This is a genomic window from Streptomyces sp. NPDC021622 (assembly GCF_040640795.1).
Classification (GTDB): Bacteria; Actinomycetota; Actinomycetes; order Streptomycetales; family Streptomycetaceae; genus Streptomyces.
Genome location: NZ_JBFACK010000023.1, coordinates 37958 through 64230 on the forward strand (window position 1 = coordinate 37958; position 26273 = coordinate 64230).

Sequence of the window (26273 nt, forward strand, 5' to 3'; positions counted from 1 at the left end):
GGAAAAGAGCGCGAGAAGCCGTGCGAGAACTGGCCTATTGGGGATCTACGAGGACATCGCACTCAGTGGCCAGCCACGATTCGCCGAAGGCACGGCGGCCCCGTCACACGAGGGACCTACGCCGGCCGTCGCCCTCCTCGGGCAACTCCCGCACATGCTGGAGCAGGACCAGAGGGGCAGAAACCGTCCATGACCTGTGTTTCCCCCTGACCGGCCATCCGGACTGACACGGCTCGGGGCGCGACCTGACGAGTTCGCTCGTGTGAGCATGCCGCACCGGTCTTTCCGGTGCGGGCCCGCCATGCGGCTGAAGCCGCAGCGCTGGCCGGTCGCGGGCCCCGCTCCGGCCCCCTCGCCCGGCGCCTGCACCTCCCGCCCCCGCTCTCTCCTTCTCCTGGGAGCCCCGGCAGGGCGGCGCAGAGGGGTGCCGGCCCTTCTGGAATGCCCGGCCACCGAGCCTGGCCTCGAGGAGTGCCGCCCGGCGCAAAGCAGGGGCGCGCTCCAGCCCTCGCGTCTTCGCGCCCACAGCGTTCATACACCGGGCCGTCAGGTGTCGGTGGAGGAGGGTGCGCGCTGTGCGGCCGATCCCGATCTGCGCCGACCGGGAGCCGAGCACCGTGCCGGGTGTGGAAGAAGTCCGACTCGATGTACCTGCCGGGCCGGGTGCCCATCACCGGGACAGCGGGTCCGGCTCGCGGTGCGGTGAGCCGGTCGACGGTTCCATGGCCTCATGACTCCTCGCGGAACAGAAGTCGAGGCTTTGTACGGGACGCGCGGCGTGCGGTGACGGACAGTCAGATGGCCGCGCAGCGGGCCGTGCTGTCACGCACGGAGACGATGTGACACCGTGCGCGCCGGCGAGGGAGTCACAACAGGCCCCGGCGGCCAAGAGGGTCTCACCGGTGATCCAGCCCGCATCGGGGCCGCCAAAAGGCGACGACACCGGCGATGTCCTGGCCCGTACCGAGCCTGCCGAACACGGCGTTGCGGACCGCGCGCCAAGAGGCGCGAGGGCAGGGACCGGCGCAGCATCCCGGTGTCAGTGAGCCTTTTCCAACCTGATGGCTGCGCAGAGGCACAGGCCCTGCCCGCCGCGCTGCGAGAACCCATGAGGTCCCTCCGCCTGACCAGGCTGGCGAACTACCGGGAGTTTGAGGCCCCCCGTCGACCCGACCGCGCTCACTGCCGTGGGAGCCGCGGTGCGCCACACAAAGCGGCTAGCGCGGCGTGGTGTCGTCGGCCCTGAACGGGCCGCCGTGGCCGGGCACGATCAGGTCCGCGGCGGACAGCACCCGAAGCCGGGAGGCGCGCAGCACCTCACGGTCGGGGGCCACCGGGTCGTCCGCCGGGCCCTGCGCGTGCCACCACAGGTCACCGGCGAAGGCAACCACGCCCGAGTCCGTGCCCGCCAGCAGTGTGATGTCCTCGGCGCTGTGGCCCGGGGTGCGGATCAGCCGCAGCGACTCGGTGAGTTCGTAGCCCTCCGCATCCCGGTTCCTCCACTGGTCGCCGACGTACTCCACCTTGTGGTCGTGCACCCGGGCCCGTCCGAACAGGCCCACGTTCATGGTGTTGTCCGGGTGGTGGTGGCTGAGCACCACGTCGGTGATGTCGTCGGGGCCCAGCCCCAACTCGGCCAGCGGGGCGAGGATGTGGTCGCGGCTCGCCACCATGCCCGGATCGAAGATCACATGCCGGCCGGCGTCGGATACGTAGGAGACGGTGGCGGCGACTCCGGGGCCGGTGGAGCCGACATACCCGGTGGTCAGGATCGTGTACACGGCGCTGCGGCCGAGCGGTGCGTCTGTCATGGCCTCCATCCTTCCGGGCAGGCCCATCGCGCACGAGTGGCACATCTGCCACTGATCGCAGGATTAGTGCCACACTGCACGGGTGCCTCCCTTCGTGACCGTCGCCGCCTACACCCCGCCCGGAGTCGGCATGCTCGCCGTCGGCATCGTCACCGAGGTCTTCGGCCCGCACGGCGCGGCACTGCCCGGCTTCGACCTCGCCCTGTGCACCGACCGGCCCGGACCGGTCCCCACCGACCTCGGCGTGCCGCTCACCATCACGCACGGCCTGGACCGGCTCGCCTCCGCCGATCTGGTGATCGCCCTGCCATGGGCCGGCTTTCGCACACCACCGGCTCCCGCCGTGCTCGATGCGCTGTCGGCCGCACACGAACGCGGCGCACTGGTCGCGGCCCACTGCGTCGGCGCTTTCGCGCTCGCCGCCGCCGGACTGCTCGACGGCCGGCGGGCCACCACCCACTGGCGGTTCGCCGAACTCCTCGCCCGCCGCCACACCGACGTCACCGTCGAACCCGACGCCCTCTACATCGACGAAGGACGCATCATCACAGGCGCGGGAGCCGCCGCGGGCTTCGATCTCTGCCTGCACCTGCTGAGACGGGAACACGGAGCCGCGATGGCCAACACCGTTGCCCGGGACGTGGTACTGCCCTCCCACCGCGACGGCGGACAGGCCCAGTACCTGGCCGCCCCCGCCCCCCAAGACTGCCGCGACGAACGCCTCGCCGACGTACTCGCCTGGGCCCGCGCAAACCTCCATCAGCCCCTCCCCGTCACGGAACTGGCCCGGCGTGCCGTGATGAGCAAACGCTCCTTCGCCCGCCGCTTCACCGCCGCGACCGGCACCACCCCCCACGCCTGGCTGCGAAACCTGCGCCTGAGCAGCGCCGAAGAACTCCTGGAAACCACCGACCTGCCCGTCGAGGAAATCGCCCACCGCGTCGGATACGCAAGCGCAGCCGTCCTGCGCGAACACTTCGTACGCCGCCGGGGAGTACCACCCCGCTCCTACCGCCGCACCTTCACCAACACCCCCTGACAAACAAGGCGGAGCCAGCGGTGCCGGCCGGCAGGGCCTGCCGGCAGAGCGCCACCAACACACCGTGCACGGGCTGCTGCTCCTCTACACCCTCCTCGGCCCCATCGACCAACTGGGCGAGGGCCTCGCCCAGTTCACCTCCCTTCGCAGGGCTCAAACACAGGCGGCGCAGTGTCAGAAGCCGTTGTCCTATCGATCTTGAGCACGGTGTGATCGAAAGGCCGGTGGGGCGGGAGGCGACGGCGGCGGGTGCGGCTTCGGGTGTTGCTACCGGCCTCGCCGCGACCGGCTGCGGCCGACGGCCCATCGGGTGCGTCCGACGCTGCGCCCCGCTCCGTTCCCGGCGCCAGTGCCACCGCCGCCACCAGGTCCGGCAGCCGCCAGTCCACTCCGCGGAAGCCCCCCTGTGCAAGGGGGCCGTAACCAGGCCGGGAAGCTCGACGCCGGCATTCATCCGGCCACGATCGGTTGGTCCGGTAGGGCCTCCGACCGACAGCACGGCCCAGGACCCTCACGTCCGTGCCCCCCCCGGACCCCACAACTCCGCCACCGACACGGCGTTGACCCACCACGAAGATCCCTCACGGGACGGCCCTCGACGTGGGGCCCGGGATGCCCAAGCAGCGCACCAGGTCTCTGTACGCCTCGGTTTCCTCGGTCAGGGCCACCGTTTTGGCTGTGTCCCGCGCCGCGTCCGCCTGCAGGTAGGCGTCCCGGGCAGTGATCACGGATTGCAGTGCCGCGGGGTCCAGGGACGTTCGCCACTGGTCGGCGATCGGCTTGTTGTCACCGACGCGCTGGGCCAGGTCGTAACCCATGGAGTACGAGCCGAGGTCGGCGCGCAGGAAATCGCTCGCGAACTTCTCCTTCGCTGCCTTCAGATCTGCCGCCGCCCGGGCGGTCGGCCTGTCGGTCAGTGCGGCCCGTTCGGCTCGCGCCGTCTGCTGGTGCGCTTCCACCCAGATTCGGGCCGCTGCGTCACAGCCGCTCCCGACGGTGGCCTGCGCAGTGGTAGCAGGGATCGCCAGCGTGGTGAAGACGGACGCGAGGAGCACGATGCGGCTGCGGACTTTCATAAGGCCCACTCTCCACGGCGTCAGCCAGCTGAATGCGACCCGACACACCACTTTCGCATCCGGGGGCGTCCCTCAGAGGAACGGAAGAGCGGTCCAGCTCCCGGGCAACCGCGGCGCACCGCGGCGTTGCCAGCCGCCCGGGGTTCGGCGACGACCATCTGGCGGGCCGCGCGCCGCTAGTACTGCCCGGTGCCGCTAGTACTGCCCGGTGCCGCCGCAGACCTGGCGGGTCCCGGCGATGTGGACCAACCCCGCTTCGCGGAGCACCTCGAGGTGGCGGGCCACCTTGCCCTTCTTCGCGTCGAGCTGCGCCGCAAGCCGGGGCAGTGCTCTACTCCCTGCCATGACGACTCAGACGAAGCTTGCGCCGGCCCCTGTCATCGACGAGACGGCCCGGCTGCTGACCGAGCACTACGTTTTCCCCGAGACAGCCGAGCAGCTGACCGGCCTGCTGCAACGCCGCCTCACCGAGGGCGCCTACGACGTCGACGACGCCGAGGAGCTCGCCCGGCTGGTCACCGCGGACCTGCAGTCCGTCAACGGCGACCGGCACCTGAGGCTGAAGCACCACGCCACCCCTGTGCCCTCCCAGAAGGGGGCGGCCAACCTGGACGCCATGCGCCGGGACTTCGACACCTCTCTGGGCGGCGCGCCCCGGGTGGAACTGCTCGACGGAGGGGTGGCCGTACTGGAGCTGGCACCGATGCTGTTCCCGCTGGAGTGGGCCGCCGAACCGCTGAGCGCCGCGCTCACCCTGGCCTCCCGCGCCCAGGCTCTGATCGTGGACCTCCGCGCCAACCAGGGCGGCGACCCGGACACCGTCGCCTTCGTCTGCAGTCACCTGCTCGACAAACGCACCCACCTCAACACCATGCACTGGCACGGCGGCAAGCGCGTCGAGCAGTCCTGGAGCCTGCCGCACGTCCCCGGCACCCGCTTCGGTGGCAACAAGCCGTTGTACGTACTGTCCAGCAACAACACCTTCTCTGCCGCTGAGGAGCTCGCGTACGACCTGCAGCAGCTCGGCCGCGCCGAAATCGTCGGCGAGCCCACCCGCGGCGGCGCGCACCCGCGGGACGGCTGGACGGTACACCCCCATCTGGAGGCCAGCATCCCCGTGGGCCGTGCCATCAACCCCGTCTCCGGCACGAACTGGGAAGGTGTCGGTGTGCAGCCGGACATCCCCTGCACAGCCACCGACGCCCTCGACCGCGCACACACCCTGGCCCGCACCCAACTTGCAGGCTGACCCAGACCAGCCCACCGACCCCACCGCACACAGCCCCCCTGCCCTGGTTGTCACCCGCATCAAAGCGGCGGGCAAAGCCCAGGGGGACAGCCTTCACCGGCAACCGGCCAGGGCCGACCGGTTCAGCGACGTATGACCCAGCACACCGAACACCACACAATCACCCAGCCCCCCCCGACAGCGGCTGCGTGGCCCCCGCCCCGGCCAGTCGATCCGAGCCGTTTGCTGGAGATCAGCAGCTGCCTCCGAGGAGTCCCGCCGCGGCGGACGTCGGGCGGCGTCGGTTCAGCTCGGCGGCGCATCGTCGATCAGTGCCTGCTCCGCCGCGCTCAGCTCGAGCCCGGCGGCCAGGGCCGAGTCCTGGATGGATGCCGGGCGGCTGGCTCCCGGCACCGGGATCACTGCCGGGGAACGGGCGAGCAGCCACGCCAGAGCGATCCGCTGCGGGCTGACACCACGTTCGGCTGCGATGCGGTCGAAGGCGGTGCCCGCGGAGGTCGGGCCCGACGGGCCGTCGAGGGAGCTACGGGCGATGCCGCCCAGCGGGCTCCAGGGCAGGAAGGCCAGGCCAAGATCCGTACTCAGCCGCAGTTCGGGCTCGCTGCCGCGCACGGCGGCGGAGTACCGGTTCTGGACGCAGACGAGCCTCGTCGCCGAGGATCGCGTGCGCCTCGCGGATCTGGGCGGTGTCCACATTGGAGATCCCGGCGGCGCGGATCGTGCCGGCGTCGATCAGTTCGCGCAGTGCGCCGACGGAGTCGGCCCATGGCACGGCCGGGTCCGGCTTGTGCAGGTGGTAGAGGCCGATGGCCTCGACGCCCAGTCGCTTGCCGGATGCCTCGGCGGCGCGCTTGAGATGTCCGGGAGTTCCGGTGACCGTCCAGGTGCCGTCGCCGGGCCGGCCGCGGCCGCCTTTGGTGGCGACCAGGACACCGGAGGTGTCGCTGCCGTAGCGGGCCAGGGCGCGGGCGATGAGGAGTTCGTTGTGGCCCTGCTCGCCCGCGTGCCAGTGGTAGCTGTCGGCGGTGTCGATGAGCGTGACGCCCGCGTCGAGGGCGGCGTGGATGGTGGCGACGGCCCGTTCCTCGTCCGGTCGTCCCTCGATGGACAGCGGCATGGCGCCCAGGCCGACGGCGCTGACGGTGGTGTTCCCGATGGTGCGGTATCGCATGGCGGGTCAGTTCCTCAGGTGGCTTGGGGGGCGGATGCGTTGAGGGCTTCGGCGACGGCGCCGGGCAGCCAGTCGGTGGTGCGGGAGAAGCAGAAGCCCAGTTCCTTCGCACGGGTGTTGCTCATGGCGTAGTGGCGGTCGAAGGAGAAGGGCGAGGCCGCCTCTCCCGCGGCGACGGTCCGGTACGCGGGTTCCCGGCCGCTCTGCGCGCCGATGACGGCGGCCAGGCCGCGTACGTCGAGCAGTCCCTCGGAGCAGGCGTTCACCGGGCCGGTGAAGCCGGTGGCCGTGGCCGCCCACAGCAGCAGGTCCGCCAGCTCCTCGTAGTGGATGAAGACCGTGGGCAGCGCCTCGGCGTGCACGGCGATCTGCGTGCCCTGGCCGACGCGTTCGACGTAGTGCGCCAGGCGGCCGGTGAACTCCTGCACGCCGCCGCCGAGCACATGGGCGCTGCGCACGCAGGCGAACGCGAAACCGCCGTCCCGGGTGTAGACGGCCTCCGCCTGGCGCTTGCCCTCGGCGTAGTGGGCCTCCAGGTACGCCGCGTCGTGCCAGGGCAAGTCCGTCCGCACCAGCCAGGCGGCGGGATCCACGATGTCTTCCGGCACCGGTGTGCCGTACGGGACGGCGGGCAGTGCGGCGGTCGCCGGGTCGTACACCTCGATCGTGGACGTCATGACATACCGCGCGGTGCGCCCGCGGAAGGCGCGGGCGGCGATGGCGGCCTGCACGGGGGTGTAGCAGACCTGGTCGACGACCACGTCGAAGGTGCGCGAGCCCAGCGCGGCGGCCAGGGCGCTCTCGTCGTCACGGTCGGCGACAAGGTGCTCGATGCCGGGAAGTGGCGGGGCGGAGCCTCGGTTGATCACCGTCACCTGGTGCCCGGCGGCCAACAGGCGCTGGACCAGGAGCCTTCCGAAGTACCGGCTGCCGCCGATGACACAGATTCGTTGCATGCCCCCATCGTGAAGACCTACCGTCACCAGCAGAAGTGCCGACCTACTGGATACGCATTAAGGAATACTGTTGATCGATGTGCAGCGCCTTCGCGTACTGCGGGCAGTGGCGGAGCACGGCAGCTTCAACAAGGCGGCAGCAGCGCTCCTCCTCACCCCCTCGGCCGTCTCCCAGCACGTGGCCGTCCTGGAGCGCAGCCTCGGTGCGCAGGTCGTAGCGCGCAGCACGCGCGGGGTCACCCTCACCCAGGCTGGCCGGATCATGGTCCAGGCCGCCGAGTCGGTCACAGCGGAACTCGCGCACGCACAACAGCAGGTCGACCGGCTCGGTACGGGACACACGCAGCTCACCGTCGCCACGTTCACCAGCGGCGGCAGGCTTCTGCTGCCCGGCGCCCTCGCCCGGCTGACGGCCGCCCATCCCGACACCGTGCTCCATGTCAGGGAGGGCGAGCCCGAAGCCAGCCTGCCCCTGGTCCGCCAGGGCGCCGTGGACCTCGCCCTGGCCTATCACTTCGACGGCCCGCTGCCCGGCCAGGTGAGCCAGAACTCCAGCATGCAGTGGACTGCGCTCCTGAAAGACCCCTTGCGCGTCGTGCTGCCCGAGGGCCATCGACTGGCCGACCGCGCTGCGCTCGACATCACCGAGCTGGCGGCCGAGCCCTGGGTGCTCGGCTGCCTCAAGACAGAGGCATACCTGCGGCGCTACGCCGAACGCGCCGGCTTCGAGCCGGAGATACGCGGCACGACAACCGACTACTTCTTCGCGCGCTCGCTCGTCGCCGCAGGCATGGGGATCTCACTGATCCCCTCCATCGCGCTGGCCCCGCACGTGCCAGGCGTACACACCGTCCCGATCAAGGAGCCGGCTCCGACCCGACACATCGGCGTTGCCACGATCAGCCGCCGCCGCGACCACCCCCGGCTCGCGACCCTGATCAAGGCTCTCCAGGAGCAGGCAGCAGCAGTGGAGTCGGCCAGCATCTCCGGGCCGGCCCAGAGACCATGACCAACCTCAGCGCTACGTCCCGCACGGCAACTGCCCACACCCGTAACTACCCGGACTTGCCGCCGGGGGCGAGCTTCCACATGCGGCCGTTGGAGAGGGAGGAGCCATCGAGAATCACCCTGTCCCCGTCGTGACTGACTTCCTCCACGGCGCCTTCGCCAGCGCGCATTGTTCCGGGACCGCCAGACCCACCAGCGTTCCGCGCTCCCTGCCTTGGCCTCCAGGCGCAGACTCCACTCTTGAACGGCCGAGTTGCTGCAGGGCCGGAGTGTGATGCCCGCTCCCCGGCCGAAAGACTCCGGCTGCAGGCACTTGCTGGTGCCCCGGAGCTTCAGGGTGGCGATCCAGAGCTTGAAACCGCTGGCAGCGGTCGCAGACGTTGCGTCAACATCCCATCGGTCAGCAACGTTTCGCACTGCCGCGAGACGTCTTTGTTCACGAGCAACGGCTCTGGCTTCACCTTCTGTGGTGCTGCTTGTCGGCACGGCCGGTCCAGGGTGTCGCGCCATGACCGTATTGATCGTCGGTGGTTCCGGGTTCCTGGGTGCCGAGCTGACGCGGCAAGCGGTCGCGGCCGGGCACACTACGGCCGCGACCTACACGACCAAGCCCGGGAGCACGCGAGAGGTCCCGTGGCACGCCCTGGACCTGCGGGATCCCGAACGTGTGGAAGCGGTCGTGGCCAAGGTCGGCCCTCGTGTCGTAGTCAACGCGTCGAGCGGCAAGGCGGACTGGGCGGTGACGGCCGAGGGCCCTGTCCGCCTGGCGATGGCGGCGGCGAGGTCGGGCAGCCGTCTGATCCATGTCTCCAGTGATGCCGTGTTCTCCGGCGCCCGCGTCCACTACGACGAGTCCTGCCTGCCCGATCCCCTCACCCCGTACGGGGCGGCCAAGGCCGCCGCGGAGACAGGGGTTCTCCTCGTACATCCGCACGCCGTGGTCGCCCGCACCTCGCTGATCATCGGCGACGGGCAGTCCGTACACGAACGTGCTGTGCACGAACTTTCCTCCGGAGCCCGCCCCGGCGTCCTGTTCACCGACGACATCCGCTGCCCGGTACACGTGACCGACCTGGCCGCAGCCCTCCTGGAACTCGCCTCGGCAGAAGCCAGCGGCATCCACCACCTCGGTGGAAACCAGGCCCTGAGCCGCCACGAACTCGGCATCCTCATCGCCAGGCGCGACGGACTCGACACCTCTCGACTGCCCACGGGCCTGCGGGCAGACAGCGCGCTTCCCGGCGCCCTCGACGTACGCCTCGACAGCCGCGCGACTCAGCGCAAACTGCGCACCACGCTGCGCGGCGGCCACCAGTTCCTCACCCCGACGGCTTGAACTATCCGGTCCGTGCGCACAACGCAGCACGGGCGTTCCATCCTGCTGGGCGTGTTCTCCTGGGCGGCGGTGAACCTTGCACCGCCCGAAGGCCGCAAGGATCAGCACTGGTATGGCCTGGGCGCCGGGCCGGACCGGGCCGGTGAACGGCTCCAAGGGCGGATCTACGAAGTTTGACGGTGAGGACGGCACCGCCGAGCAGTAGAGCGGTAGAGCGGTAATGCCACGCCGTACCGGCGGTGAGAGCGGATACATGACGCCGCAGGCGCCCTCGCTGCAGAAGAGCCGTCCGAACCCTCAACTGCCGGACAAATCCCGCCTCTCCGTTCGCCGCGCAACCAAGCGGGGACCGCGAGCAGCCCCGGGGAATCTCAGGAATCCTCATCAGCAAAAGGGCCATTGCTCCTGGCCTGCCGGATCGAGGGCAACGCCCGCCGTGCAGACCCCAGCACGCAGCGGCTGTGTACGCGACTTATGCCGTCGTTTCGACGTGAGATGGGGAGTCGCGCGCTCGCACGAACTGGTGATGTTCACGGGAACGGGAATCGGGTGCCGCAGGCTCTTCCCGGGGCGTATCCGTCACTTTCCGGTCCGGTTGGTGAGGGGCTGTTGAGAGGCGGTCGGTGGTGTGAATAGTGCCTGGACGGTTTCGGTGGCCAGCTCTCGCAGCCAGGTGTGGGCGCGGTCGTTGTCGTAGCGCTGGTGCCACAGCAGGTACAGGGGTACGTCGGGCAGCTGGAGTGGCGGCGGCAGTGCGGCCAGGCCGAGTTGTTCCCGGGCCCTGCGGGTGACCGCGTCGGGGAGGGTGACGACCAGATCGGTGCCGAGGGCGAGTTGCAGTGCGAAGGCGGCGGTGGGCCCGGCGGCCACGACGCGTCGTTCGAGGCCGCGTGCGGTCAGGGCGTCATCGATCGGGTCACGGAGGCTTCCGCGCCGCGAAACGGTGAGGTGTTCGGCAGCCGCGTAACGCTCAAGGCTCAGCGGGCCTGTGGTGAGCGGGTGGCCCGGTCGGACGGCGACGACCAGCCGGTCCTTGCCGACGAGGCGGTGGCAGATGTCGGGGAGCGTCGGAGGGCTGGAGCTGGATTCGAGGTCGACCTCACCCCGGCGCAGCTCGGCGTCGTCCGTCCCGGGTTCGGCGGACAGGCGCAGCCGGACACCGGGGGCCTGGCGGTGGACGGCGGCGATCAGGGCGGTGCCGCAGGCTGCGGTCAGGGCGTCGTGCCAGCGCACGGTGAACACCCGGTCCAAAGCCGCCAGGTCGAGTTCCTGCTGCGCGGACAGAAGTTGGTGGGCCTGCTGCACGAGGGCGTGGACCTGGGCGCGCATGGCCAGCGCGCGGGTGGTGGGGACCATGCTGCGGCCGGTGCGGACCAGGATCTGGTCACCGGTGGCCTTGCGGATGCGGCCCAGGGAGCGGCTCATCGCCGGTGCGGTGACATGCAGGCGTGCTGCCGCGCCGGCGACGCTGCCCTCTTCCAGCAGGGCGTCCAGGGCCGTGAGCAGATTCAGATCCAGTTGCATGGCAGTAACTCTACAAGTGACAAGCATGCACTTGTTGTTAACGATTGGGCGCCCTACCTTCGAAGTGCGGGGGCGAGACAACCGCCCCGCTTCTACCGATCCCAGGGAGCCCACCATGAGCACAGCCATGCCTTTCGACGCCGGTACGACGCTCCTGTCCGACGTGACCGCCGCAGTGAAGACCGCCGGCGTCACGCTGCGCGACCGCCACACCTCGCACGCCCGGGGCGTGAGTCTCGACGAGGTCGTGGGCGAGATCCACGCCAACGACGACGCGGTGCTGGACATGCTGCGGGAACCCCTGCTCCGGGCCCGGCCGGGATCGCAGTGGGCCGAGGACGAGCTGGCCGGCGGCGCGCTCCCGCCCGGGGAGTGGTGGGTCGTCGACCCCGCCGAGGGCAACATCAACCACGTCCACGGCATGGACGACTGGGCCGTCACCGCCACCCTGGTCCGCGACAACCAGCCCGTACTCACCGTCGTCCACCTGCCGCTGACCGGCGACACCTACACCGCAGTCGCCGGCGGCGGTGCCAACCTGGGCGGCCGGCCCCTGAAGGTGTCCGCCAAGACCGACCTGGGCGCCACGCTCACCGGCACCGGCCAGGCCAAGCCCGGCGAGGACGAGCGCACCTTCCGGCGGATCGGTGACTCCGTCACCGCGATGCTCATCAACGGCCTGGTCGTGCGTGTATCCGTTCCCGCCACGATGCAGCTCATCCACGTCGCCGCCGGACGCATGGACGCGTTCTGGCAGTTCTCCGACGTCCGCTCCGGCCTGGTCGCCGGCGCCCTGCTGGTCTCCGAGGCCGGAGGCACCGTCACCGACCTGACGGGCGAACCCTGGAACACCACCAGCCGCGACTTCCTGGCCGCCGCCCCCAACATCCACAGCGCCGCCCTCAAGGTCCTCTCTCCGATCACCTGACCGGAAGTCCCCGCTCTTCCCCACCCGATACCACAAGGAGCATCACCGCATGACCAGCATCGGCATCCTGGGCGCCGGCCGCGTCGGAACCAACCTCGCCGGCAAGCTCTCCGCAGCCGGACACCAGGTCACCCTCGGCGGCCGCAGCCCCCAAGACACCACCGCCCGCACCGCCGGGCCCGCCCCACAGATCGCCTTCACCGACCAGCACACCACTGCCCGCACCACGGACATCGTCATCAACGCGACACCCGGCGACAGCTCCCTGGACCGCCTCACCGACCTGCGCACCGAACTCACCGGCAAGATCCTCATCGACGTCTCCAACGCCACCCGCGACGACGGTCACGGCCTGCCCGGCGACCTGTGCTACCCCGGCAGCAGCCTCGCCGAAAGGCTCCAGGCCGCGCTCCCCGACACCCACGTGGTCAAAACCCTCAACACCATGCTCTTCATGGTCATGACCGCCCCCGAAACCCTGGCCACCCCACCGACCGCCTACCTCTCGGGCGACGACAAGCACGCCAAGAAGACCGTCACCAGCCTGCTCGGCGACCTGGGCTGGCAGCCCGAACAGATCGAGGACCTCGGCGACATCACCACAGCCCGCGCCACCGAGGCCATGATCCTGGTCGTGCCCCACATCCTGCGCCGACACGGCCTCAAGCCCTTCGCCGTCTCCCTCACCCGCTGACCCACCAAGACCGGGTCCAGCTCGTGCGAGGCAGCCAGGTGCCGGGTGCCGGCAGGGACAACACCCGCTGGACTGCAAGCGACACCCGAACTCACCGACATTGATCACACCCACAACACGCAACACGACTCCCGAAGCCGCCGACAAACAACCCCCATCCCCGGGCTCTGGTCCACTTGGTGTGGTCGCGTACGCAGCGTGACTGTCGATCTTCTCGTAATGGTGGCTGAGATAGCCCGAAAATCGCCCGCCCGGTGGGTGGTCTGGTCGACAGTGCTGCGCCGTGAACGAAGTACGGCCGCAAGTAGAAGAGTTGCTGTTCTCCTGGTTGGAGAATGTATTGGCGGAGTCGGTCGAGGCGACCGGCATGGTCGTCCGGGTCGACGCCCTGAGCACTGCCCGGCAGGGCACCTGCCCAGGCTGCGGGAGCCTGTCGGGGCGAATACACGGTTCCTATCTGCGCTTTCCTCATGATCTGCCGACGGCGGGCAAGTCCGTCGTGGTGGCATTGAGGGTGCGCCGGTTCGTCTGCGCGGAAAGCTCTTGCCCGCGCAAGACTTTCGCCGAGCAGGTGCCGGGGCTCACCCGCCGGTTCGGACGGCGGACGGAACGGCTGCGATCAACGCTCATCGCGGTCGGCCTCGCGCTCGCGGGCTGGGCCGGGGCTCGCATGACGGACGTCTTCGGAGCGCCGGTCAGCCGCAACACCCTGCTGCGGCTGATCGCCTCGCTCCCGGACCCGCCCACTGCCACGCCCCGCGTGGTCGGGGTGGACGAACACGCCCAGCGCAGGGGACGGATCTACGGAACGGTGCTCGTCGACGTCGAGACACGTCGTCCGATCGACCTGCTGCCCGACCGGGAGGCCGACACCCTCGCGGCCTGGCTCGCCGAGCGGCCCGGCAGATCGTCTGTCGCGACCGCGCCCCCTTCTTCGCCGACAGCGCCACTCGCGGCGCCCCGCAGGCCCTCCAAGTCGCCGACCTGTGGCACCTCTGGCCCGCCTCCACAACCTCGCCCTGGCCGGCTGACGAGGAACAGGCTGGTCAAACACCTCGTCGATCATTTGCGGGACAACGCTTAGCCTCAACCCTCGCAACATCGCCGACCTCTACCCACGACGTGGGCCCCCCGAGACCAAGTCTCGGGGGGCCCACAAGAGCATCCGCAGGGCTTTCCCAAAAGCGTCGGCCCGGCCAGCCCGGCCGCCGGGGTCCACGTACGTCCACAACGCCGCAGTGCTACAGCAGTTCGGCGTACGCCCCGCCGTTAAGGACCCCGAACTCGATCCGGCAGGGTGGTGGGGCTGCCCATCGACGTCATGCTCGGGTCCTCTCCCATCTCACGGCACGGCCGTGTGGCGGGCCCAGTCGGGGGAGAGTTGTCCCGTCTGCCCGTGTCGCGGCGCGGGACGTGCTGGGGGCGGGTGATGATCGGCGGCAGCCGCGGACCTGACGTACTTCTCTGTCCCCGGGTGTCATCGGGCCGGCGCGGCTCCGCCCCGCCACCTTCATTCCATGGCTTCCCAGGCTTCCAGGGGCGGAGTAGCTGCGCGGGACTTTTGGGGAGCGCAGGGCTTCCGGAGAGGGCACAGCAGCAATGACAGCCTTGTGTGCACCGGTGCGGGCCCGGCGGGTTCTGCTGGCCGTTTTGCTGGTCCTCATCACGGTGGCAAGCCTGGTGCAGGCAGCCGTGTTTCCGGATCCTGCCCGGGCCCAGGCAGACCGGCACCGGGCCGGAACGTTCAATATGCAGGGCGCTCAGGACCGCTGGCAGCAGGGCGTGTTCCCGGCGGCCAAGCAGGTCGAAGTCCTCGCCCTGCAGGAAGTCCCGGACGCGATGCCCCCGGATGCGGAACTGGCGGACGGTGTGTATGTGAATCGGCTGACGCCGCTCGCCCACGGCTTCACCGTCGAGCGCTATCGGTGGGACGTGGGCTGTCGGACGCCCCTGCCGGGCCCACCGCAACGGAGTACCTGCGTCATCTACAAGGTGAGGTCGCTCACTCGCCAGAATCGTTCTCTGGCTGTCATTGTCAATCAGCCAGCCGATGGGGTGCGGGCGGTCCAGGTCATCCCCCCTCAGCCGCTCGTGCCTGGCGGCACGGTGGACACGCGCGCCAAGCCCGCCCTCGGCATCCGGCTTGCGGACGGGACCTGGTTCTATTCCCTCCACGCCATGAACAGACAGGGCAGCAGTCAGCGGAACGACGTGCCCAGCTTGATCAGCAAGATTTCCGCTGCTGCGGGCAGCAGTGACTGGGCGGCCATGGGTGACTTCAACCGCACGCCCGACTCGCTTCTCGCCTCGGACTACCCGGACGCGGAGATTGTCCGATCAGAACTTCCCACGTACCCGGTGAAAGGCCCGGCGTCTGAGTTCGACTACATGATTGCCAAGGGGCTGACCGACAACCAGTACACCGGCTTCCGTCTGACCTACCTGGACGCCTCCGACCATTATCCGGTCGGTTTCTGGCCCAGCGCCGCCCCTCCCACTCCCCGGCGGGAGTTCGCCTGCGACCCGATCGATGAAATCCTGCGGGCCGGCCGGGCCGTGTGCGTGCCGACGAAAAACCCGGCCATCGTGTCGCTGGGCGACAGCTACATCTCCGGGGAAGCCGGGCGGTGGGCGGGCAACGCCGGCACCGGGGTGCAGGGCTCGGTGTGGGGAACGGACCGTGCTGCTGCCAACTGCTCCAGGAGTGAGGATGAGTGCGACCATGATCTTGACACGGTCTACGGCCCCACTTCCTACTCCCCCGGCGGCAACGCGTGCGACCGCTCCGACGTCGCCCCGATCAGCACCACCGCCTACCCCGGCGTCCCCTCGTGGCGGCGCTTCAATATCGCCTGTTCCGGTGCCACGACGAACGAGATCACCCGCCCCTACACCGCCAAAGGCGAGGACGCACAGACCGACCAGCTCGCGGACCTCGCGAAGAGGTACCAGGTCAAGATGATCGTCGTGTCGATCGGCGGCAACGACCTGGGGTTCAAGGACATCATCACGGACTGCGCCGAACGGTTCATGAAGTGGCCGTTCTACGCCTACTGCAAGAACGCCGACGCCTGGTCGGACATGAACAGCAGACTCGACGCCGTCGGGGACAAGGTGACCCGGGCCCTGGCGGCCATCCAGACCACGATGCAACACGCCGGCTACCGGGCTGACGACTACCGCCTGGTGGTGCAGTCCTACCCGGCTCCGCTGCCCCCGAGCACCGCCTACCGATACAACGAGTCACGTTTCACCCGGTACAGCAACGGCGGCTGCCCGTTCTACGACGTCGACACGGACTGGGCCCGGCAGACCCTCGTGGGCGGGATGAGCCGCGAGATCAAGGCGGCCGCGAACTCGGTGCGGGCCAAATTCCTCGACGTCAGCGACGCGTTCGCCGGTCATGAACTGTGCAACAAAGCCTCCGCTCAGGCCACCCAGGCCAACTCTTCGAGCAATCCCCTCCCCTCCCAGGCTGCGGAGTGGGTCCGCTGGGTTCCCTACCTCCCCGACCACCCGGCCCTCAACGGGGCGCCCCAAGGAGACATCCAGGAAGCCGTCCACCCGAACTCCTTCGGCCAACTGGCGCTCGGTACATGCCTGACCAAGGTCAGCAACCGGACAGACCTGCTGAACAACACCGCCACCGCGTTCACCTGCGCCAACGACGGCCGCAACGGCAAGGACGGCATGACTGTCACGGGAAACGGGATTTTCCTGATCGACTAGGCGGGGCGTGTCAGTGACTCGGCCATTTCCGTAACCGGAGATGGGTGCGGCTCTCTTCGAGTGACGAAGAGGCGGACTCTCGTGTCCGGGGTTCTGGAGCAGGTTAGGTTTCGAGGTCCCCGCGGATTCGGGCCCCGAATAGGCCTAGGAATATGATGGCTGGTTATCAGTTCTTCAGAGACCGCTTCGCGTGTGCCTGCCTAGCGGCAGCTGGCCAACGAGTTGCGTGCTGCCATCGCGCGTGGTGACTGCGTTCCCGGGCAGCCTCTGCCGCACCTCGTAGACCTCGCCGCGCAGTTCGGGATGGCCAAGCAGACCGCGTCGCAAGCCATTACGGAACTGGAGGACGAGGGCCTGGTCCAGGCGGTCCGCCGGCGCGGCACCATCGTCCGTGAACTCCCCCACCCCGAGCCCACGCCACTCAGCCAGCCCCGGTGGCCCGCGGCACCCTGCTCGAGGACCCCGAGGTCTCTCTCGCCGACATCCGGGGCGTTCTCGAGGGAGCCGCGCACGGCCCGCTCCGGAGGGTGGAGACCATCACGGCGCGCCCGTGCACCGCGGCCGAGCGAGAGGTTCTCGCCCTGCCCCGCGGCGTCTGCCTGCAGCGGGTCATCCGCACGGTCATCGACGGCGCCGGCACGGTCCTTGAACTCACCGACTGGCGTTGGTCCGCCGAGGCCTACGAGCTCACCCGTGGCCTCAAGCCCGGCAGATGATCACAGGCTTGCAGGGCGGCGTGCCGCGCGGAAGATGTTCGTCGCCACGGGCCGCTCTTCGTCGCTTCCCGGATCGCGCACGGTGAAGGTATCTATGGCCATGAAGCCGGATGCGGCCAGGAGCTGCTCCCACAGCCTCGCCTCAAGGACCCACCGGTCCATGGTGGTCCGAGTGCCGTCCACGGTCCGTGCCGGGATCTGCGCGGGTCGCACTTCCGGTTCTGGGGCGTGGCCGCTGTGGTAGTGGGCCAGCGTGGAGAACACCAGTACTCCCTCTGGCGTCAACGCTTCGGCGATGGCTGGCAGAAGGACGTGCGGGTCCGTGAAGTCGAGCGCGCCGAAGAGGGAGAAGCACACGTCGAACGTCGTCGGCCGCTCGTGCAGATGGGCCGCGGCGTCGGCCTGGACCAGCTCCAGGTTCGGCAGGTGGCCATGACGCTCAAGGGCACGGGCGTGCTGTGTCGGTGAGCTGTCGATGGCCGTGACGCGGGCCGGTGCGAGTTCCCGGGCGACGTACGCGGCCTGCTCCGTACTCCGCACGCTGATACCAGTCCCAGCGGAACCGCCCCAGCGTCTGCTGGCCGTCGGCCTTGTCCTGGCCGTAGCCCTTCCACAGGTCCGAGCCAGAAGCCGAAGTGTTCGGGTTGCTCACGCTGTTCCCTCCATAGTCGGCCGCACGGGCAAGCTGATGAGAGCCCGGTGCTTCGCCGCCGCGGATATCAGGCGGCGAAGCCGACGTTGGACCCTCTGGTGAGGCCGTGCGACCTGGGGCTGGTTGAGGGGGTGCAGCTCGACGCGGCTGCCGCGGCCGCGGGCGTTGAGGCGTCCCAACAGGTAGCGGGCGACGTTCTGGCGGCGCCCCGTACGGTAAGCCGCGTCGACCTTCTCGAGGTTCTTCTTCGACGGGCTGCGCTTTCCGTCGAGCCAGGCCTTGATCGTACGGTCGGTGACCGTCAATCCCGCTGCCCGTGCGGCGGCACGGGCGTGGTCGGTCTGGGTGAGGTAGCGCAGGCGGGCGATGAGGCCACGCTTGGCAGCGACGGGCGTGGCGACGCCGTCGGCGAGGTCGTCGAGCTGGCGGGCGACGGCCTCGTGTCCCTTGATACCGCGGGCACCGAGCTTGCCGAAGTCGTGTGTGCGCTCAGGAACTTCGCTCTCCTTCCCCGTCTCAGTCCTCGTCGACCGGTGCGTCCGCCCGGGCAGCGGTGCTGACGGTGTAGTGGTCCTTGACCTTCACTTCGGTAACCGCACGTCCCTCGGGGAAGACCCTCTGCCAGTCGCCGGCCACGTGCAGTTCGTCGGTGCCCATCGCCCGCACCACCATCAGGCCCTCCTCGTGCGCCTTGAAGGCCTTCATCCACAGGTTCGCAAACGCCTGGGAGCGGATGAGGTGCATCCAGTCCGTGCGGTAGATCTCGCGGTTGTAGTTCGATTCACCGAGGGTCGAGACGAACTTGGAGTACATCGCCTTCACGTACTCCAAGGTCACCTCATCGCCCTCGGCGATCGCCGTGTCGCGGGCGTCCTTGAGGGCGATGCGGAACTTCTCCAGCAAGCCTTCGGTGGCGCCCGAGGTGTAGGACTCGTGGATCTCAGGGGGGTCGCACAGACCGTATTTCGGCGACGAGAGGCGCAGCAGGAGGCGCAGGGTCGGCTCGGTCACCCACAGTGGGCCGGGTTCGTCGCGGTTGCCGATGGGGTTGGGCAGTACGTCGTTGTGCGCCCAGTGAGGCGGGGTGATCAGGTGGATGCCCGCACGGCGGCGGTCATGGGCGAAGCCCGTGCTGTGCTCCAGCTGGCCGAGCGGCAGGTGCGTCTTCAGCGCGGAGAGGTAGGCCCCGTTGATGTCCAGCGCGGTCACCGCGTGGGCGCCGGGCGGCAGTTCGGGGCGGGTCCATTTCGGGCGGGCCTCCCAGACCTGGTCCGCTCCGCGGGCCGACTGCTTGCGCAGCACGTCGGGCAGCCACGGGTGGGCGACGATGTCGTAGCGGCCGCCCTTGCGGGTCTCGTCCAGCAGCGCCATCGCGTCCGGGATCGCCCGCTTGACCAGCGCCGCGGTCGCTGCCTCCACATCGCCCGCGTGCTCGGCGAGCGCCGCTGCGACAGCCTCACCGATGAGGTCCGGCATGTCCGATGCCGCCTGCACGCGACGCCCCACAGGCACCACCTTCACACCGGGTGCGGGGGTGCGTGGCGTGCTCGACGTCGGCTCGGAGGCCGGCTGCACCGGCCGCTCGACGGCGGTGGGCTCGGCCGCAGGGGCCCCCGCTGTGGCCGGTCGGCAGTCAGAGGGATCCAGGTGCTGGACGAAACCCGCCACCCGGTGCCGGGCCGGAGCCCCGCACAGCACACACGGCTCCCCCACCCCGAGGACCTCCACCTCGTCGGCGTGCTGGTCGCACCCCGGCGAAGGAACATCAGCTGCCGGGACCGGAGACTGCTGTTCAGCAGCGGACTGCCCGCTCCCCGGCTCGGCCTCGGTGGCGAGTTTGGCGCTCAGTCCGTCCAGCAGATACGCGTACTTGGTACGGATCTCACCGACCGGATCCCGGCCGGACTCCCACCCGGCAACCGTCGACGGGCTCACCCCCAGCGCACGCGCCACCTGCGCCTTCGACAGCCGTGCCAGCTCGCGCAGCTCCTGCCGCCTCGCCGGAGCCGGGAGCCCGGCTTCCGGACCGACCGCCGCGAGCAGCGAATCGATCGCATCGAAATCACCGACGCCACTCACCGCGCCGCCCCCTTCCCCGTGCCGGCACGGCGATCTTGGCGGGCCATCAGTGCCTCGCACGCCCTGGTCGGACCCGCCAACAGATCCAGTACGTCGATACCGTAGAAGCCGGCCAGGGCATCGACATCACGCAAAGTCCACGAGCTGGCGCCCGACTGACGACGCGAAACCTGCGCCTGCGTCAGCCCCAACACCCCCGCGACCACGCGCTGCGACTGCCCCGTCGCCTGCATCAACGCCGCCACCGAAAGGCGCAACGACTCCTCCAGCCCCACAACCATGGTGGCCACCCTACCCCACCGCCATGCATAAAACGCATCAAAACCCTGACCTCGCATCACATATGCAAACAGTGCCTCGCCCCCATCCCGACGCCTCCGCACTCCCCCGGCATCGGGGCATCCCGGCATCCCGGGGCCTACCGGGCGAGATCGTGTGGTCCATCGAGAGGGTGTCGAGCGCGACTATGGCTCGCGGACGGGATCAGCGGGGGCGCCAGGTGCGTACTTCCAGATGATTGATGTGGGCATCGGGGTGGATGCGGCCGGGCTGCGCGAGCCGCGTCTGCCTGAGTTGTCAGCGCGGTCAACGCACGTCCCGATAGCGCTCCGTCCCCGGCGCCGTGTCGTCGGTATGGAGGCCGGTGGCGTGCCTGGCGGACTGTTCGGGCGGTGTTTCTCCCGCGGCGAGGTGCTCCAGTACCTCAGCGAGTTCCTTACAGGCACTCTCTACCGATCGGCGGGTGGCGCGCTGTTCGGCGGCCATGGCGGACAGCAAGAGCGCCGTCAGCGCAGCGGCACCGTTGAATGCCTGAAGTTTGGTCATGACCTCGATGGCCGACAAGTGGAGGAAGGCGCCTTGCTGCGTATTCGCCTCGAAGGTGGTGAGCACGGACGCGAACAGCGCGCACACCATGCTCCCGGCCAGCTGGAAGCGCAACGCCGCCCAGATGAGCAGCGGAAAGACGAGGAAAAGCAGGCTCAAATTGCCGAGCACAGCCAGAGGTATGACGATCAGGGCCGTGAGGGCGAGGCACAGCATCTCCTTCCAGCGCCGCAGTTGCAGTGGTCCAGCGGCTCCCGCCAGCACGAGCAGGAGCGGAGTGACGAGCAGGACGCCCATCGCGTCGCCCACCCACCACGCCAGCCAGACAAACCAGAACTGCCCCGTCCCCAGTCCACCGGTCACCACCTGCAGCCCGACTCCCGCCGTGGCGCTGATCAGCATGGCGACGAGCCCGCCGAGGAAGACCAGGGCAAGACCGTCCCGCAGACGTGAGATTCCGACCCGGAATCCGACCCCGCGCAGCATCAGATAGGCGCAGAGCGGGGCGAGGGTGTTACCCGCCACGGTGACGAGGGTCGTGGGCTGAGGGGTGGTGAGGGACGCGATGACGAGGAAGGACCCGATGGCGATCCCGGGCCAGACCGACACGCCGTAGACAAGCAGGGCGGCGACGGCTACGCCGGTGGGCGGCCAAATGGGGGTGACGATCACTCCTTCGACAGTGAGTCGACCGAGCAGGCCCAGCCGCCCGGCTACGTAATAGCAGGCGGCAACGGCCGCTGTCTTGAGGACTACCTCCAAGGACAGCCGGAACCGCCGGGTCAGCAACACAGCAGCCATCAGACACCGAGCCGACCATTTCGGCCATGCGAGCGCCCGTGTCGGTGTCCGGGCGCGTCCGCCCTCTTCAGGGGTCGGTCATCCCCCCGCCTGTCTCCTCTGCTCTGGTGCGCGATGAGCACGTCTACAGGTCGCTGTCGTCGTGGCCGATGATGAGGACGGCGGCATCGTCCTCATGGCCCACCGTGTCCGCCAGCCGCATCACACCGCCCGCGAGAGCGTTGATGCCCAGTCCGGCAGCGGCAGTGATCTCGGCGAGCCGCATCACCCGGTGCAGGCCTTCGTCGAGGCTCAGTGTCGGGCCCTCGACCACTCCGTCGGTCAGCAGCACGACGACGCCACCCGTGGTGAGCCGGTGGCACACCACGGGGTACTCGGCGCCTTCGAGTACGCCGAGCGGGGGACCGCATTCTCCTTCGTCGACACCGGACCGGCCGTCGGCCGTGGCCCAGATGTGGGGAATGTGGCCGGCCCGAGCGCACTCCAGGACGCCGGTGGCCGGATCGAGCCGGAGAAAGCTACATGTGGCGAAGAGATCCTCGCCCAGGGAAACCAGGAGATCGTTGGTACGCGCGAGCAGTTCCCCAGGGTCTCCCGTGACCGAGGCCAGCGCACGCAGGCCCACCCGGACCTGCCCCATGAACGCGGCGGCCTTGATGTTGTGCCCCTGCACGTCTCCGATGGACAGGCCGATACGGCCGTCGGGCATGGTGAAGGCGTCATACCAGTCTCCCCCGACGTTGAGGCCGTGATTGGCGGGCATGTAGCCCACGGCCAGCCGGACGCCGGGAGGGTGCGGAAGGTCGTGCGGCAGCATGCCGCGCTGCAGGGCCACTGCCAGCTCGACCCGGGAGCGCTGCATCTCCGCGAGTTCCCGGGCCCGGGAGGTCAACGCCGCGAGCCTGGCGAGCAGCTCGTCACCGTCTTCGGCCGCCTGCGTACGGAACATTGTTCGCCCCGGTTCCGCGAGAGCACCTCGCGTCGGTCCAGCTGTCTTTCACCATGTGCGTCATTGGCATGACCTCGCGGTCAACTCTGCCCGGAGATGACGGCGGTCGCACCCTGTCGCCGTCGGGCAGCAGGAGATCAGCCCCGAGGATCGCGATGGTCGTGGGGGTCAGCCGCCCTGGCCGGCGCTTCCGATCGGGCCGACCTTCACCGGGGAGCCGGCGCCGTCGGTGACGGGCAACGTCTCTGCGCCCGGCCACTCCAGGGAGACCGACTTCGTCTCGCCCGGCGGGGTCACCACAAGACCCGTGACGCCGACACCGGAACCGCCCGAGTCGTTCATCGGGTAGTTGATGCCGAAGGACACCGATTCCCCGTCCTTGAGGATCATCCGCTCGGCCGGCTGACCACTGCGCTGCGCGGACAGCGCCCCCTCACTGGTCTTCAGGTCGACACCCGCGAACCCGGACAGCGCGCAGTCCCGGCCGCCGCCGTTCTCCAGAGTCACTGCGACGGTGCCCTCGGTGTCGCCGCCGATGGTGCTGTCCATCGCCGTGATGTCCAGCTCGTCGGTGCGGCACTTGCCGATCCTGCCGTTCTCGTCGGAGCCGGTCCCGGCGGCCGTGCCCTGCCCGCCGGAACTCCCGGCGGAGTCCTGCCCGCCGCCCTGATCCGAGCCGCCCGAGCCCGAACCGCCGCTTGAGGAAGACGCACTGGACGCCGACGACGGGTCGCCCTGCCCCGTGACGTCATCGCCGTTGCAGGCCGTGAGGGAGAGACCCGCGGCCACGCCCAGGGCCGCGGCGGCAACGCGCAGGGTGCGGCGACGAGTAGCGCGGACAGTGGTGTTGGAACGCATGGCAGATCCCCCGTAGGTAGTGGGTGTTGTTCGCTCCTGGGAACAACACCCACTCTGATCGGGGTCACTAACGCCGAGCTCCCACCCCACTAACATCCGCCTAACGGGCGCGTGAGCAGGCACATAAGGCGGAGCCGATCGGGCGGCTACGCCTACGGTGCGTCGGGTTCACTCGGTGATGTACCAATCGTTCTTGAGGTACTCCAGGGTGTAACTGCCGAGGTCGCTCTCGGAGAAGGTGACGGAAGCCCTGACCGATTCGACCGGCATCTCGATCTTGACGGGCGTGCGCACGGCGACGCGCTGCGGGTCGACCGTCGCCGTCTTCAGGGCCTTCTTCTGCGCGGGCGAGATCATCTGGAACACGGTGGCGTACGTCGACGTGCACGGGCCAAGCCCTTGGTCCTCTGCCTTCTTCGCGGCGGGCCGGGCCACTTCGCAGACCGTGTCGATGTCCTCACGGCCCAGCGCGTGGAGGTACTGCTCGTACCGCTTGATCGCGCCCGCCTTCGTCCTGGGCGCGGGCTGGTCGCCGGTCGGCTCTGCGGACGGCTTCTCGGTCCGAGCGGACGCGGACGGCGTGGCCGACTGCTCTTCGGTCGGTGTGGACGTGGACGCGGACGGCTGCGAAGACTTCGCGTCCGTGTCCTCCTTCGCTTTGTCAGGACCGCACGCGCACGCCACCAGCACCACACAGGCCGACACCGCCACGCTCGCCATCGTCCGCGCTCTCATTCGATCCCCTCATCACCAGCCGACAACACGTCAAAGACGTCACGCAAGATCTGGGGAAACGGTTCCCGAGTTCGGTTCAGACAGGACAGCAATCGGTTCAACTTCGCGCCAATGACGGTGTGTGCGGCCGCTGTTAGCCTGCGGCCATGATCAAGGGGAGATCGCCCGGCCGAATAGCGCGGCGCATAGCGGGGGGCAGCAGGTCGGAGCGTGTACTAATCCTGGCCAGCTTCGTGAATCGAGTCGGCAATGGGCTCTTCAACAGTGCGTCGGCCCTCTACTTCACGCTGGTCGTGGATCTGCCGGCGGTGCAGGTGGGTGTCGCCCTCACCGTCGCCGGCTTGATCGGGCTGCTCGCGGGGATACCGGGAGGTCACCTGGCCGATCGACGTGGGCCGCGCACGATCATGATGGTCGCTCTGTTGGTTCAAGCAGTGGCCATGTCCGCTCTCGTGCTGGTCGAGAGTTGGGCCGCCCTCACGGTCATCGCCACCATTGACCAACTTGCCGCAGCCGCCGGCGGCGCGGCCTGGGGAGCCCTTGTGGTCCGGGTCGGTACTGACCGCCCGGCGCTGTTCAGGGCAAAGCTCCGAACTTACGTCAATTTGGGCGTCGTTCTGGGGACCGTGGGTGCTGGATTTGCGGTGGCAGCGAATACGCGTACTGCCTATCTCGTACTGATTCTCGGCAACGCGGCCAGCTTTGCGCTGTGCGCCCTGCTCCTGTTCTTGCTCCCCAACTACCGGGCATTGGCGCCGCCGTTGCAGCAGCGCCGCTGGATCGCTCTCACCGACCGTCCGTTCGTGACCTTCGCAGCCCTCTATGGTGCGATGGGGCTGCAGTACCCGGTGGTGTCGCTGCTTCTGCCGATTTGGATCTCGGAGCACACGGACGCACCGCGCTGGACCGTGGCCGCGGTAGCCGCGATCAATTCCGCAGTCTGCGTCCTCCTGCAGACCAGAATCGGATCCCGCATCGAAACCCCTCGCGATGGCGGCAAGGCATTCCGCACGGCAGGACTGCTCTTCCTGCTCAGCTGTCCGATGATGGCCCTGGCCGCGCACGCTCCCGTGTGGGCGGCCGCCGGCCTCGTGGTCGCAGCGATCTTCGTCCACAGCCTCGGGGAGATATGGGAGTCCTCGGCCGGCTTCGCCCTTGGCTTCGGCCTGGCACCAGACCATGCCCAAGGCCAGTATCAAGGGCTTCTCGGGCTTGGCTTCAGCGCGGGCCAGGCGCTCGCCCCTGCCATCCTCACCACCGTCGTGCTCGGAATGGGCACCATCGGCTGGCTGCTTCTCGGTGCGTTCTTCGCCGCTGTGGGCGCCGTTGGACCATCGCTTGAACGCTGGGGCACGCGAACCCGGTCCCGACGGGGTCCCGCAACTGCGGCACCCAGCGGAGAATCAGACGAGGCGCACGTATAGCCGCTCGCTCAGCCCGGAGCCGGCCCCGCGATTGCGCTTGTTCGGTGGTGGTGAAGAAGTCGGCTGCTGCCGCTCGGGCCCGGCCGCCGGGGCCGCGCCCGCGTCCTCCGCGACCGTGATGTGCACCTTCATGGCCGTTCTCCTCGCCTAGTTGAGAACCGCGTACCGGCCTTCGAAGTTCATCGGGTGCTGCCGACGTTCTTCACCGTCAGCCAGTACGTGACCGTCGTGGCCGTGGCCCGCTCGACCGCGCGTCCCGCTGCGGTGAGCCGGTGGAGCGCAGCAGCTGCCGGGCCCGCGAGGGCGACAGCGGGATACGGCCGTTCGCCCGCAGGACGCCCTGGGCGCTCGCCAGCGCGCCCACGACGATCGGCGAGGCACTGGACGTACCGCTGAACCGGTCCGTGTACCAGAAGTCCTGGTTGTCGCCCGCCTGGAGGTCGCCGTAGCCGGTGGTGGTCACCTCGCGTCCCCAGCCCTGTGCGTCCACGCAGGCGCCGTAGTTGGAGAAGTCGAGGCGGGACCGGTCCGGGCCGTGCCGGCGGCCGTGGGTGCCGGGCGGCGGCGCCCCGGCACCGACGATCACGGCGCCGGCATCCAGCGCGGTGCGCCGGAAGGGGTTGCGCCACCATGAGGGGAAGCCCGCCCGCGGGGTGTCGTAGTCGGCGTGGTCCAGGTTCTCCGCGCCGTTGCCCGCGGCCTCGACCACGGTG

24 protein-coding genes and 4 pseudogenes are annotated in these 26273 nt (G+C 69.3%); 12 read left to right on the plus strand and 16 right to left on the minus strand.

From position 1 onward, the window contains the following. Positions 1-1217: 1217 nt before the first annotated feature. Positions 1218-1811, minus strand: coding sequence for an MBL fold metallo-hydrolase (locus AB0G47_RS35555; RefSeq protein WP_360778496.1), 594 nt, complete (start codon positions 1809-1811; stop codon positions 1218-1220). A gap of 130 nt (positions 1812-1941) precedes the next feature. Here AB0G47_RS35555 and AB0G47_RS35560 point away from each other — a divergent pair, with 130 nt between their 5' ends. Next, a complete protein-coding gene (locus AB0G47_RS35560; protein ID WP_360778802.1) occupies positions 1942-2850 on the plus strand; it encodes a helix-turn-helix domain-containing protein in 909 nt (302 codons plus the stop codon). Between the two features lie 581 nt (positions 2851-3431). Here the strand turns inward: AB0G47_RS35560 and AB0G47_RS35565 are convergent. After that, positions 3432-3926, minus strand: coding sequence for a hypothetical protein (locus tag AB0G47_RS35565; protein WP_360778499.1), 495 nt, complete (start codon positions 3924-3926; stop codon positions 3432-3434). Positions 3927-4121: 195 nt separating this feature from the next. Next, a complete protein-coding gene (locus tag AB0G47_RS35570) occupies positions 4122-4271 on the minus strand; it encodes an ArsR family transcriptional regulator (RefSeq protein ID WP_360778502.1) in 150 nt (49 codons plus the stop codon). On the opposite strand from AB0G47_RS35570, the gene AB0G47_RS35575 reads away from it, so the two are divergent. Continuing rightward, positions 4270-5175, plus strand: a complete 906-nt coding sequence (locus tag AB0G47_RS35575) for a S41 family peptidase (RefSeq protein ID WP_360778505.1) — start codon at positions 4270-4272, stop codon at positions 5173-5175. The two genes, AB0G47_RS35570 and AB0G47_RS35575, sit on opposite strands and share 2 nt — an antisense overlap. Positions 5176-5460: 285 nt before the next feature. Here AB0G47_RS35575 and AB0G47_RS35580 read toward each other — a convergent pair. Further along, positions 5461-6346 (minus strand): annotated as a pseudogene (locus AB0G47_RS35580) (aldo/keto reductase). Between the two features lie 14 nt (positions 6347-6360). Further along, positions 6361-7302: an NAD-dependent epimerase/dehydratase family protein gene (locus AB0G47_RS35585; protein ID WP_360778507.1), complete on the minus strand. Its 942-nt coding sequence runs from the start codon at positions 7300-7302 to the stop codon at positions 6361-6363. 70 nt (positions 7303-7372) lie between these two features. On the opposite strand from AB0G47_RS35585, the gene AB0G47_RS35590 reads away from it, so the two are divergent. From AB0G47_RS35590 to AB0G47_RS35600, 3 genes are all read left to right on the plus strand, one after another. After that, positions 7373-8311 carry a LysR family transcriptional regulator gene (locus AB0G47_RS35590; protein WP_360778510.1) on the plus strand — a complete coding sequence of 313 codons (939 nt, stop codon included), beginning with the start codon at positions 7373-7375 and terminating at the stop codon, positions 8309-8311. 507 nt (positions 8312-8818) lie between these two features. Then, on the plus strand, positions 8819-9646 hold the full coding sequence (locus AB0G47_RS35595; protein WP_360778513.1) for a sugar nucleotide-binding protein: 828 nt from the start codon (positions 8819-8821) through the stop codon (positions 9644-9646). A 12-nt stretch (positions 9647-9658) separates the two neighbouring features. After that, positions 9659-9823, plus strand: coding sequence for a hypothetical protein (locus AB0G47_RS35600; RefSeq protein WP_360778516.1), 165 nt, complete (start codon positions 9659-9661; stop codon positions 9821-9823). A 402-nt stretch (positions 9824-10225) separates the two neighbouring features. Here AB0G47_RS35600 and AB0G47_RS35605 read toward each other — a convergent pair whose 3' ends face one another. Beyond that, entirely contained in the window at positions 10226-11170 is a 945-nt protein-coding gene (locus tag AB0G47_RS35605) for a LysR family transcriptional regulator (protein ID WP_360778519.1), read from the minus strand. A 115-nt stretch (positions 11171-11285) separates the two neighbouring features. Here AB0G47_RS35605 and AB0G47_RS35610 point away from each other — a divergent pair, with 115 nt between their 5' ends. From AB0G47_RS35610 to AB0G47_RS35635, 6 genes and pseudogenes are all read left to right on the plus strand, one after another. Beyond that, a complete protein-coding gene (locus tag AB0G47_RS35610) occupies positions 11286-12098 on the plus strand; it encodes an inositol monophosphatase (protein ID WP_360778522.1) in 813 nt (270 codons plus the stop codon). A 43-nt stretch (positions 12099-12141) separates the two neighbouring features. After that, a pseudogene (locus tag AB0G47_RS35615) lies at positions 12142-12792 on the plus strand (NAD(P)-binding domain-containing protein); the annotation flags it as partial. Positions 12793-13132: 340 nt separating this feature from the next. Next, the gene (locus AB0G47_RS35620; protein WP_360778524.1) at positions 13133-13876 is read left to right on the plus strand and encodes a transposase family protein; all 744 of its coding nucleotides are present in this window, start codon (positions 13133-13135) and stop codon (positions 13874-13876) included. Positions 13877-14442: 566 nt separating this feature from the next. Next, the gene (locus AB0G47_RS35625) at positions 14443-16521 is read left to right on the plus strand and encodes a hypothetical protein (RefSeq protein WP_360778527.1); all 2079 of its coding nucleotides are present in this window, start codon (positions 14443-14445) and stop codon (positions 16519-16521) included. 210 nt (positions 16522-16731) lie between these two features. Continuing rightward, positions 16732-16899: pseudogene (locus AB0G47_RS35630) on the plus strand (GntR family transcriptional regulator); the annotation flags it as partial. Between the two features lie 56 nt (positions 16900-16955). Further along, the gene (locus tag AB0G47_RS35635) at positions 16956-17237 is read left to right on the plus strand and encodes a UTRA domain-containing protein (protein ID WP_360778530.1); all 282 of its coding nucleotides are present in this window, start codon (positions 16956-16958) and stop codon (positions 17235-17237) included. Here AB0G47_RS35635 and AB0G47_RS35640 read toward each other — a convergent pair whose 3' ends face one another. The 8 genes and pseudogenes from AB0G47_RS35640 to AB0G47_RS35675 form a co-directional block, all read right to left on the minus strand. Next, entirely contained in the window at positions 17238-17777 is a 540-nt protein-coding gene (locus AB0G47_RS35640; protein ID WP_360778532.1) for a class I SAM-dependent methyltransferase, read from the minus strand. It lies immediately after the preceding gene. Between the two features lie 201 nt (positions 17778-17978). Further along, positions 17979-18440 (minus strand): annotated as a pseudogene (locus tag AB0G47_RS35645) (hypothetical protein); the annotation flags it as partial. Next, complete coding sequence (locus AB0G47_RS35650; RefSeq protein ID WP_360778535.1) at positions 18406-19968, minus strand: helix-turn-helix transcriptional regulator; 1563 nt, start codon at positions 19966-19968, stop codon at positions 18406-18408. The gene AB0G47_RS35650 and the pseudogene AB0G47_RS35645, both read right to left, overlap by 35 nt. Further along, positions 19965-20249, minus strand: a complete 285-nt coding sequence (locus tag AB0G47_RS35655) for a helix-turn-helix domain-containing protein (RefSeq protein ID WP_360778537.1) — start codon at positions 20247-20249, stop codon at positions 19965-19967. Before AB0G47_RS35655 ends, AB0G47_RS35650 begins: the two co-directional genes overlap by 4 nt. A gap of 304 nt (positions 20250-20553) precedes the next feature. After that, positions 20554-21594, minus strand: coding sequence for an MASE1 domain-containing protein (locus AB0G47_RS35660; RefSeq protein ID WP_360778540.1), 1041 nt, complete (start codon positions 21592-21594; stop codon positions 20554-20556). Positions 21595-21718: 124 nt separating this feature from the next. Then, positions 21719-22543, minus strand: coding sequence for a PP2C family protein-serine/threonine phosphatase (locus AB0G47_RS35665; protein WP_360778543.1), 825 nt, complete (start codon positions 22541-22543; stop codon positions 21719-21721). A 168-nt stretch (positions 22544-22711) separates the two neighbouring features. Beyond that, positions 22712-23401, minus strand: coding sequence for a DUF4232 domain-containing protein (locus AB0G47_RS35670; RefSeq protein WP_360778547.1), 690 nt, complete (start codon positions 23399-23401; stop codon positions 22712-22714). Between the two features lie 168 nt (positions 23402-23569). Further along, complete coding sequence (locus AB0G47_RS35675) at positions 23570-24136, minus strand: hypothetical protein (protein ID WP_360778550.1); 567 nt, start codon at positions 24134-24136, stop codon at positions 23570-23572. Between the two features lie 146 nt (positions 24137-24282). Here AB0G47_RS35675 and AB0G47_RS35680 point away from each other — a divergent pair, with 146 nt between their 5' ends. Then, a complete protein-coding gene (locus AB0G47_RS35680; protein WP_360778553.1) occupies positions 24283-25560 on the plus strand; it encodes an MFS transporter in 1278 nt (425 codons plus the stop codon). On the opposite strand, the gene AB0G47_RS35685 is transcribed toward AB0G47_RS35680, so the two are convergent. After that, positions 25540-25692, minus strand: coding sequence for a hypothetical protein (locus AB0G47_RS35685; protein ID WP_360778556.1), 153 nt, complete (start codon positions 25690-25692; stop codon positions 25540-25542). The two genes, AB0G47_RS35680 and AB0G47_RS35685, sit on opposite strands and share 21 nt — an antisense overlap. Positions 25693-25768: 76 nt before the next feature. After that, entirely contained in the window at positions 25769-26269 is a 501-nt protein-coding gene (locus AB0G47_RS35690; protein WP_360778559.1) for a S8 family serine peptidase, read from the minus strand. Positions 26270-26273: the final 4 nt, after the last annotated feature.

Coding starts and splice junctions, on each gene's coding strand:
- AB0G47_RS35570 (WP_360778502.1), bottom strand. CDS start 4,271: ATGGCAGGGAGTAGAGCACTGCCCCGGCTTGCGGCGCAGCTCGACGCG.
- AB0G47_RS35655 (WP_360778537.1), bottom strand. CDS start 20,249: ATGGTTGTGGGGCTGGAGGAGTCGTTGCGCCTTTCGGTGGCGGCGTTG.
- AB0G47_RS35685 (WP_360778556.1), bottom strand. CDS start 25,692: ATGAAGGTGCACATCACGGTCGCGGAGGACGCGGGCGCGGCCCCGGCG.
- AB0G47_RS35555 (WP_360778496.1), bottom strand. CDS start 1,811: ATGACAGACGCACCGCTCGGCCGCAGCGCCGTGTACACGATCCTGACC.
- AB0G47_RS35565 (WP_360778499.1), bottom strand. CDS start 3,926: ATGAAAGTCCGCAGCCGCATCGTGCTCCTCGCGTCCGTCTTCACCACG.
- AB0G47_RS35665 (WP_360778543.1), bottom strand. CDS start 22,543: ATGTTCCGTACGCAGGCGGCCGAAGACGGTGACGAGCTGCTCGCCAGG.
- AB0G47_RS35605 (WP_360778519.1), bottom strand. CDS start 11,170: ATGCAACTGGATCTGAATCTGCTCACGGCCCTGGACGCCCTGCTGGAA.
- AB0G47_RS35585 (WP_360778507.1), bottom strand. CDS start 7,302: ATGCAACGAATCTGTGTCATCGGCGGCAGCCGGTACTTCGGAAGGCTC.
- AB0G47_RS35575 (WP_360778505.1), top strand. CDS start 4,270: ATGACGACTCAGACGAAGCTTGCGCCGGCCCCTGTCATCGACGAGACG.
- AB0G47_RS35675 (WP_360778550.1), bottom strand. CDS start 24,136: ATGAGAGCGCGGACGATGGCGAGCGTGGCGGTGTCGGCCTGTGTGGTG.
- AB0G47_RS35610 (WP_360778522.1), top strand. CDS start 11,286: ATGAGCACAGCCATGCCTTTCGACGCCGGTACGACGCTCCTGTCCGAC.
- AB0G47_RS35560 (WP_360778802.1), top strand. CDS start 1,942: ATGCTCGCCGTCGGCATCGTCACCGAGGTCTTCGGCCCGCACGGCGCG.
- AB0G47_RS35680 (WP_360778553.1), top strand. CDS start 24,283: ATGATCAAGGGGAGATCGCCCGGCCGAATAGCGCGGCGCATAGCGGGG.
- AB0G47_RS35595 (WP_360778513.1), top strand. CDS start 8,819: ATGACCGTATTGATCGTCGGTGGTTCCGGGTTCCTGGGTGCCGAGCTG.
- AB0G47_RS35660 (WP_360778540.1), bottom strand. CDS start 21,594: ATGGCTGCTGTGTTGCTGACCCGGCGGTTCCGGCTGTCCTTGGAGGTA.
- AB0G47_RS35670 (WP_360778547.1), bottom strand. CDS start 23,401: ATGCGTTCCAACACCACTGTCCGCGCTACTCGTCGCCGCACCCTGCGC.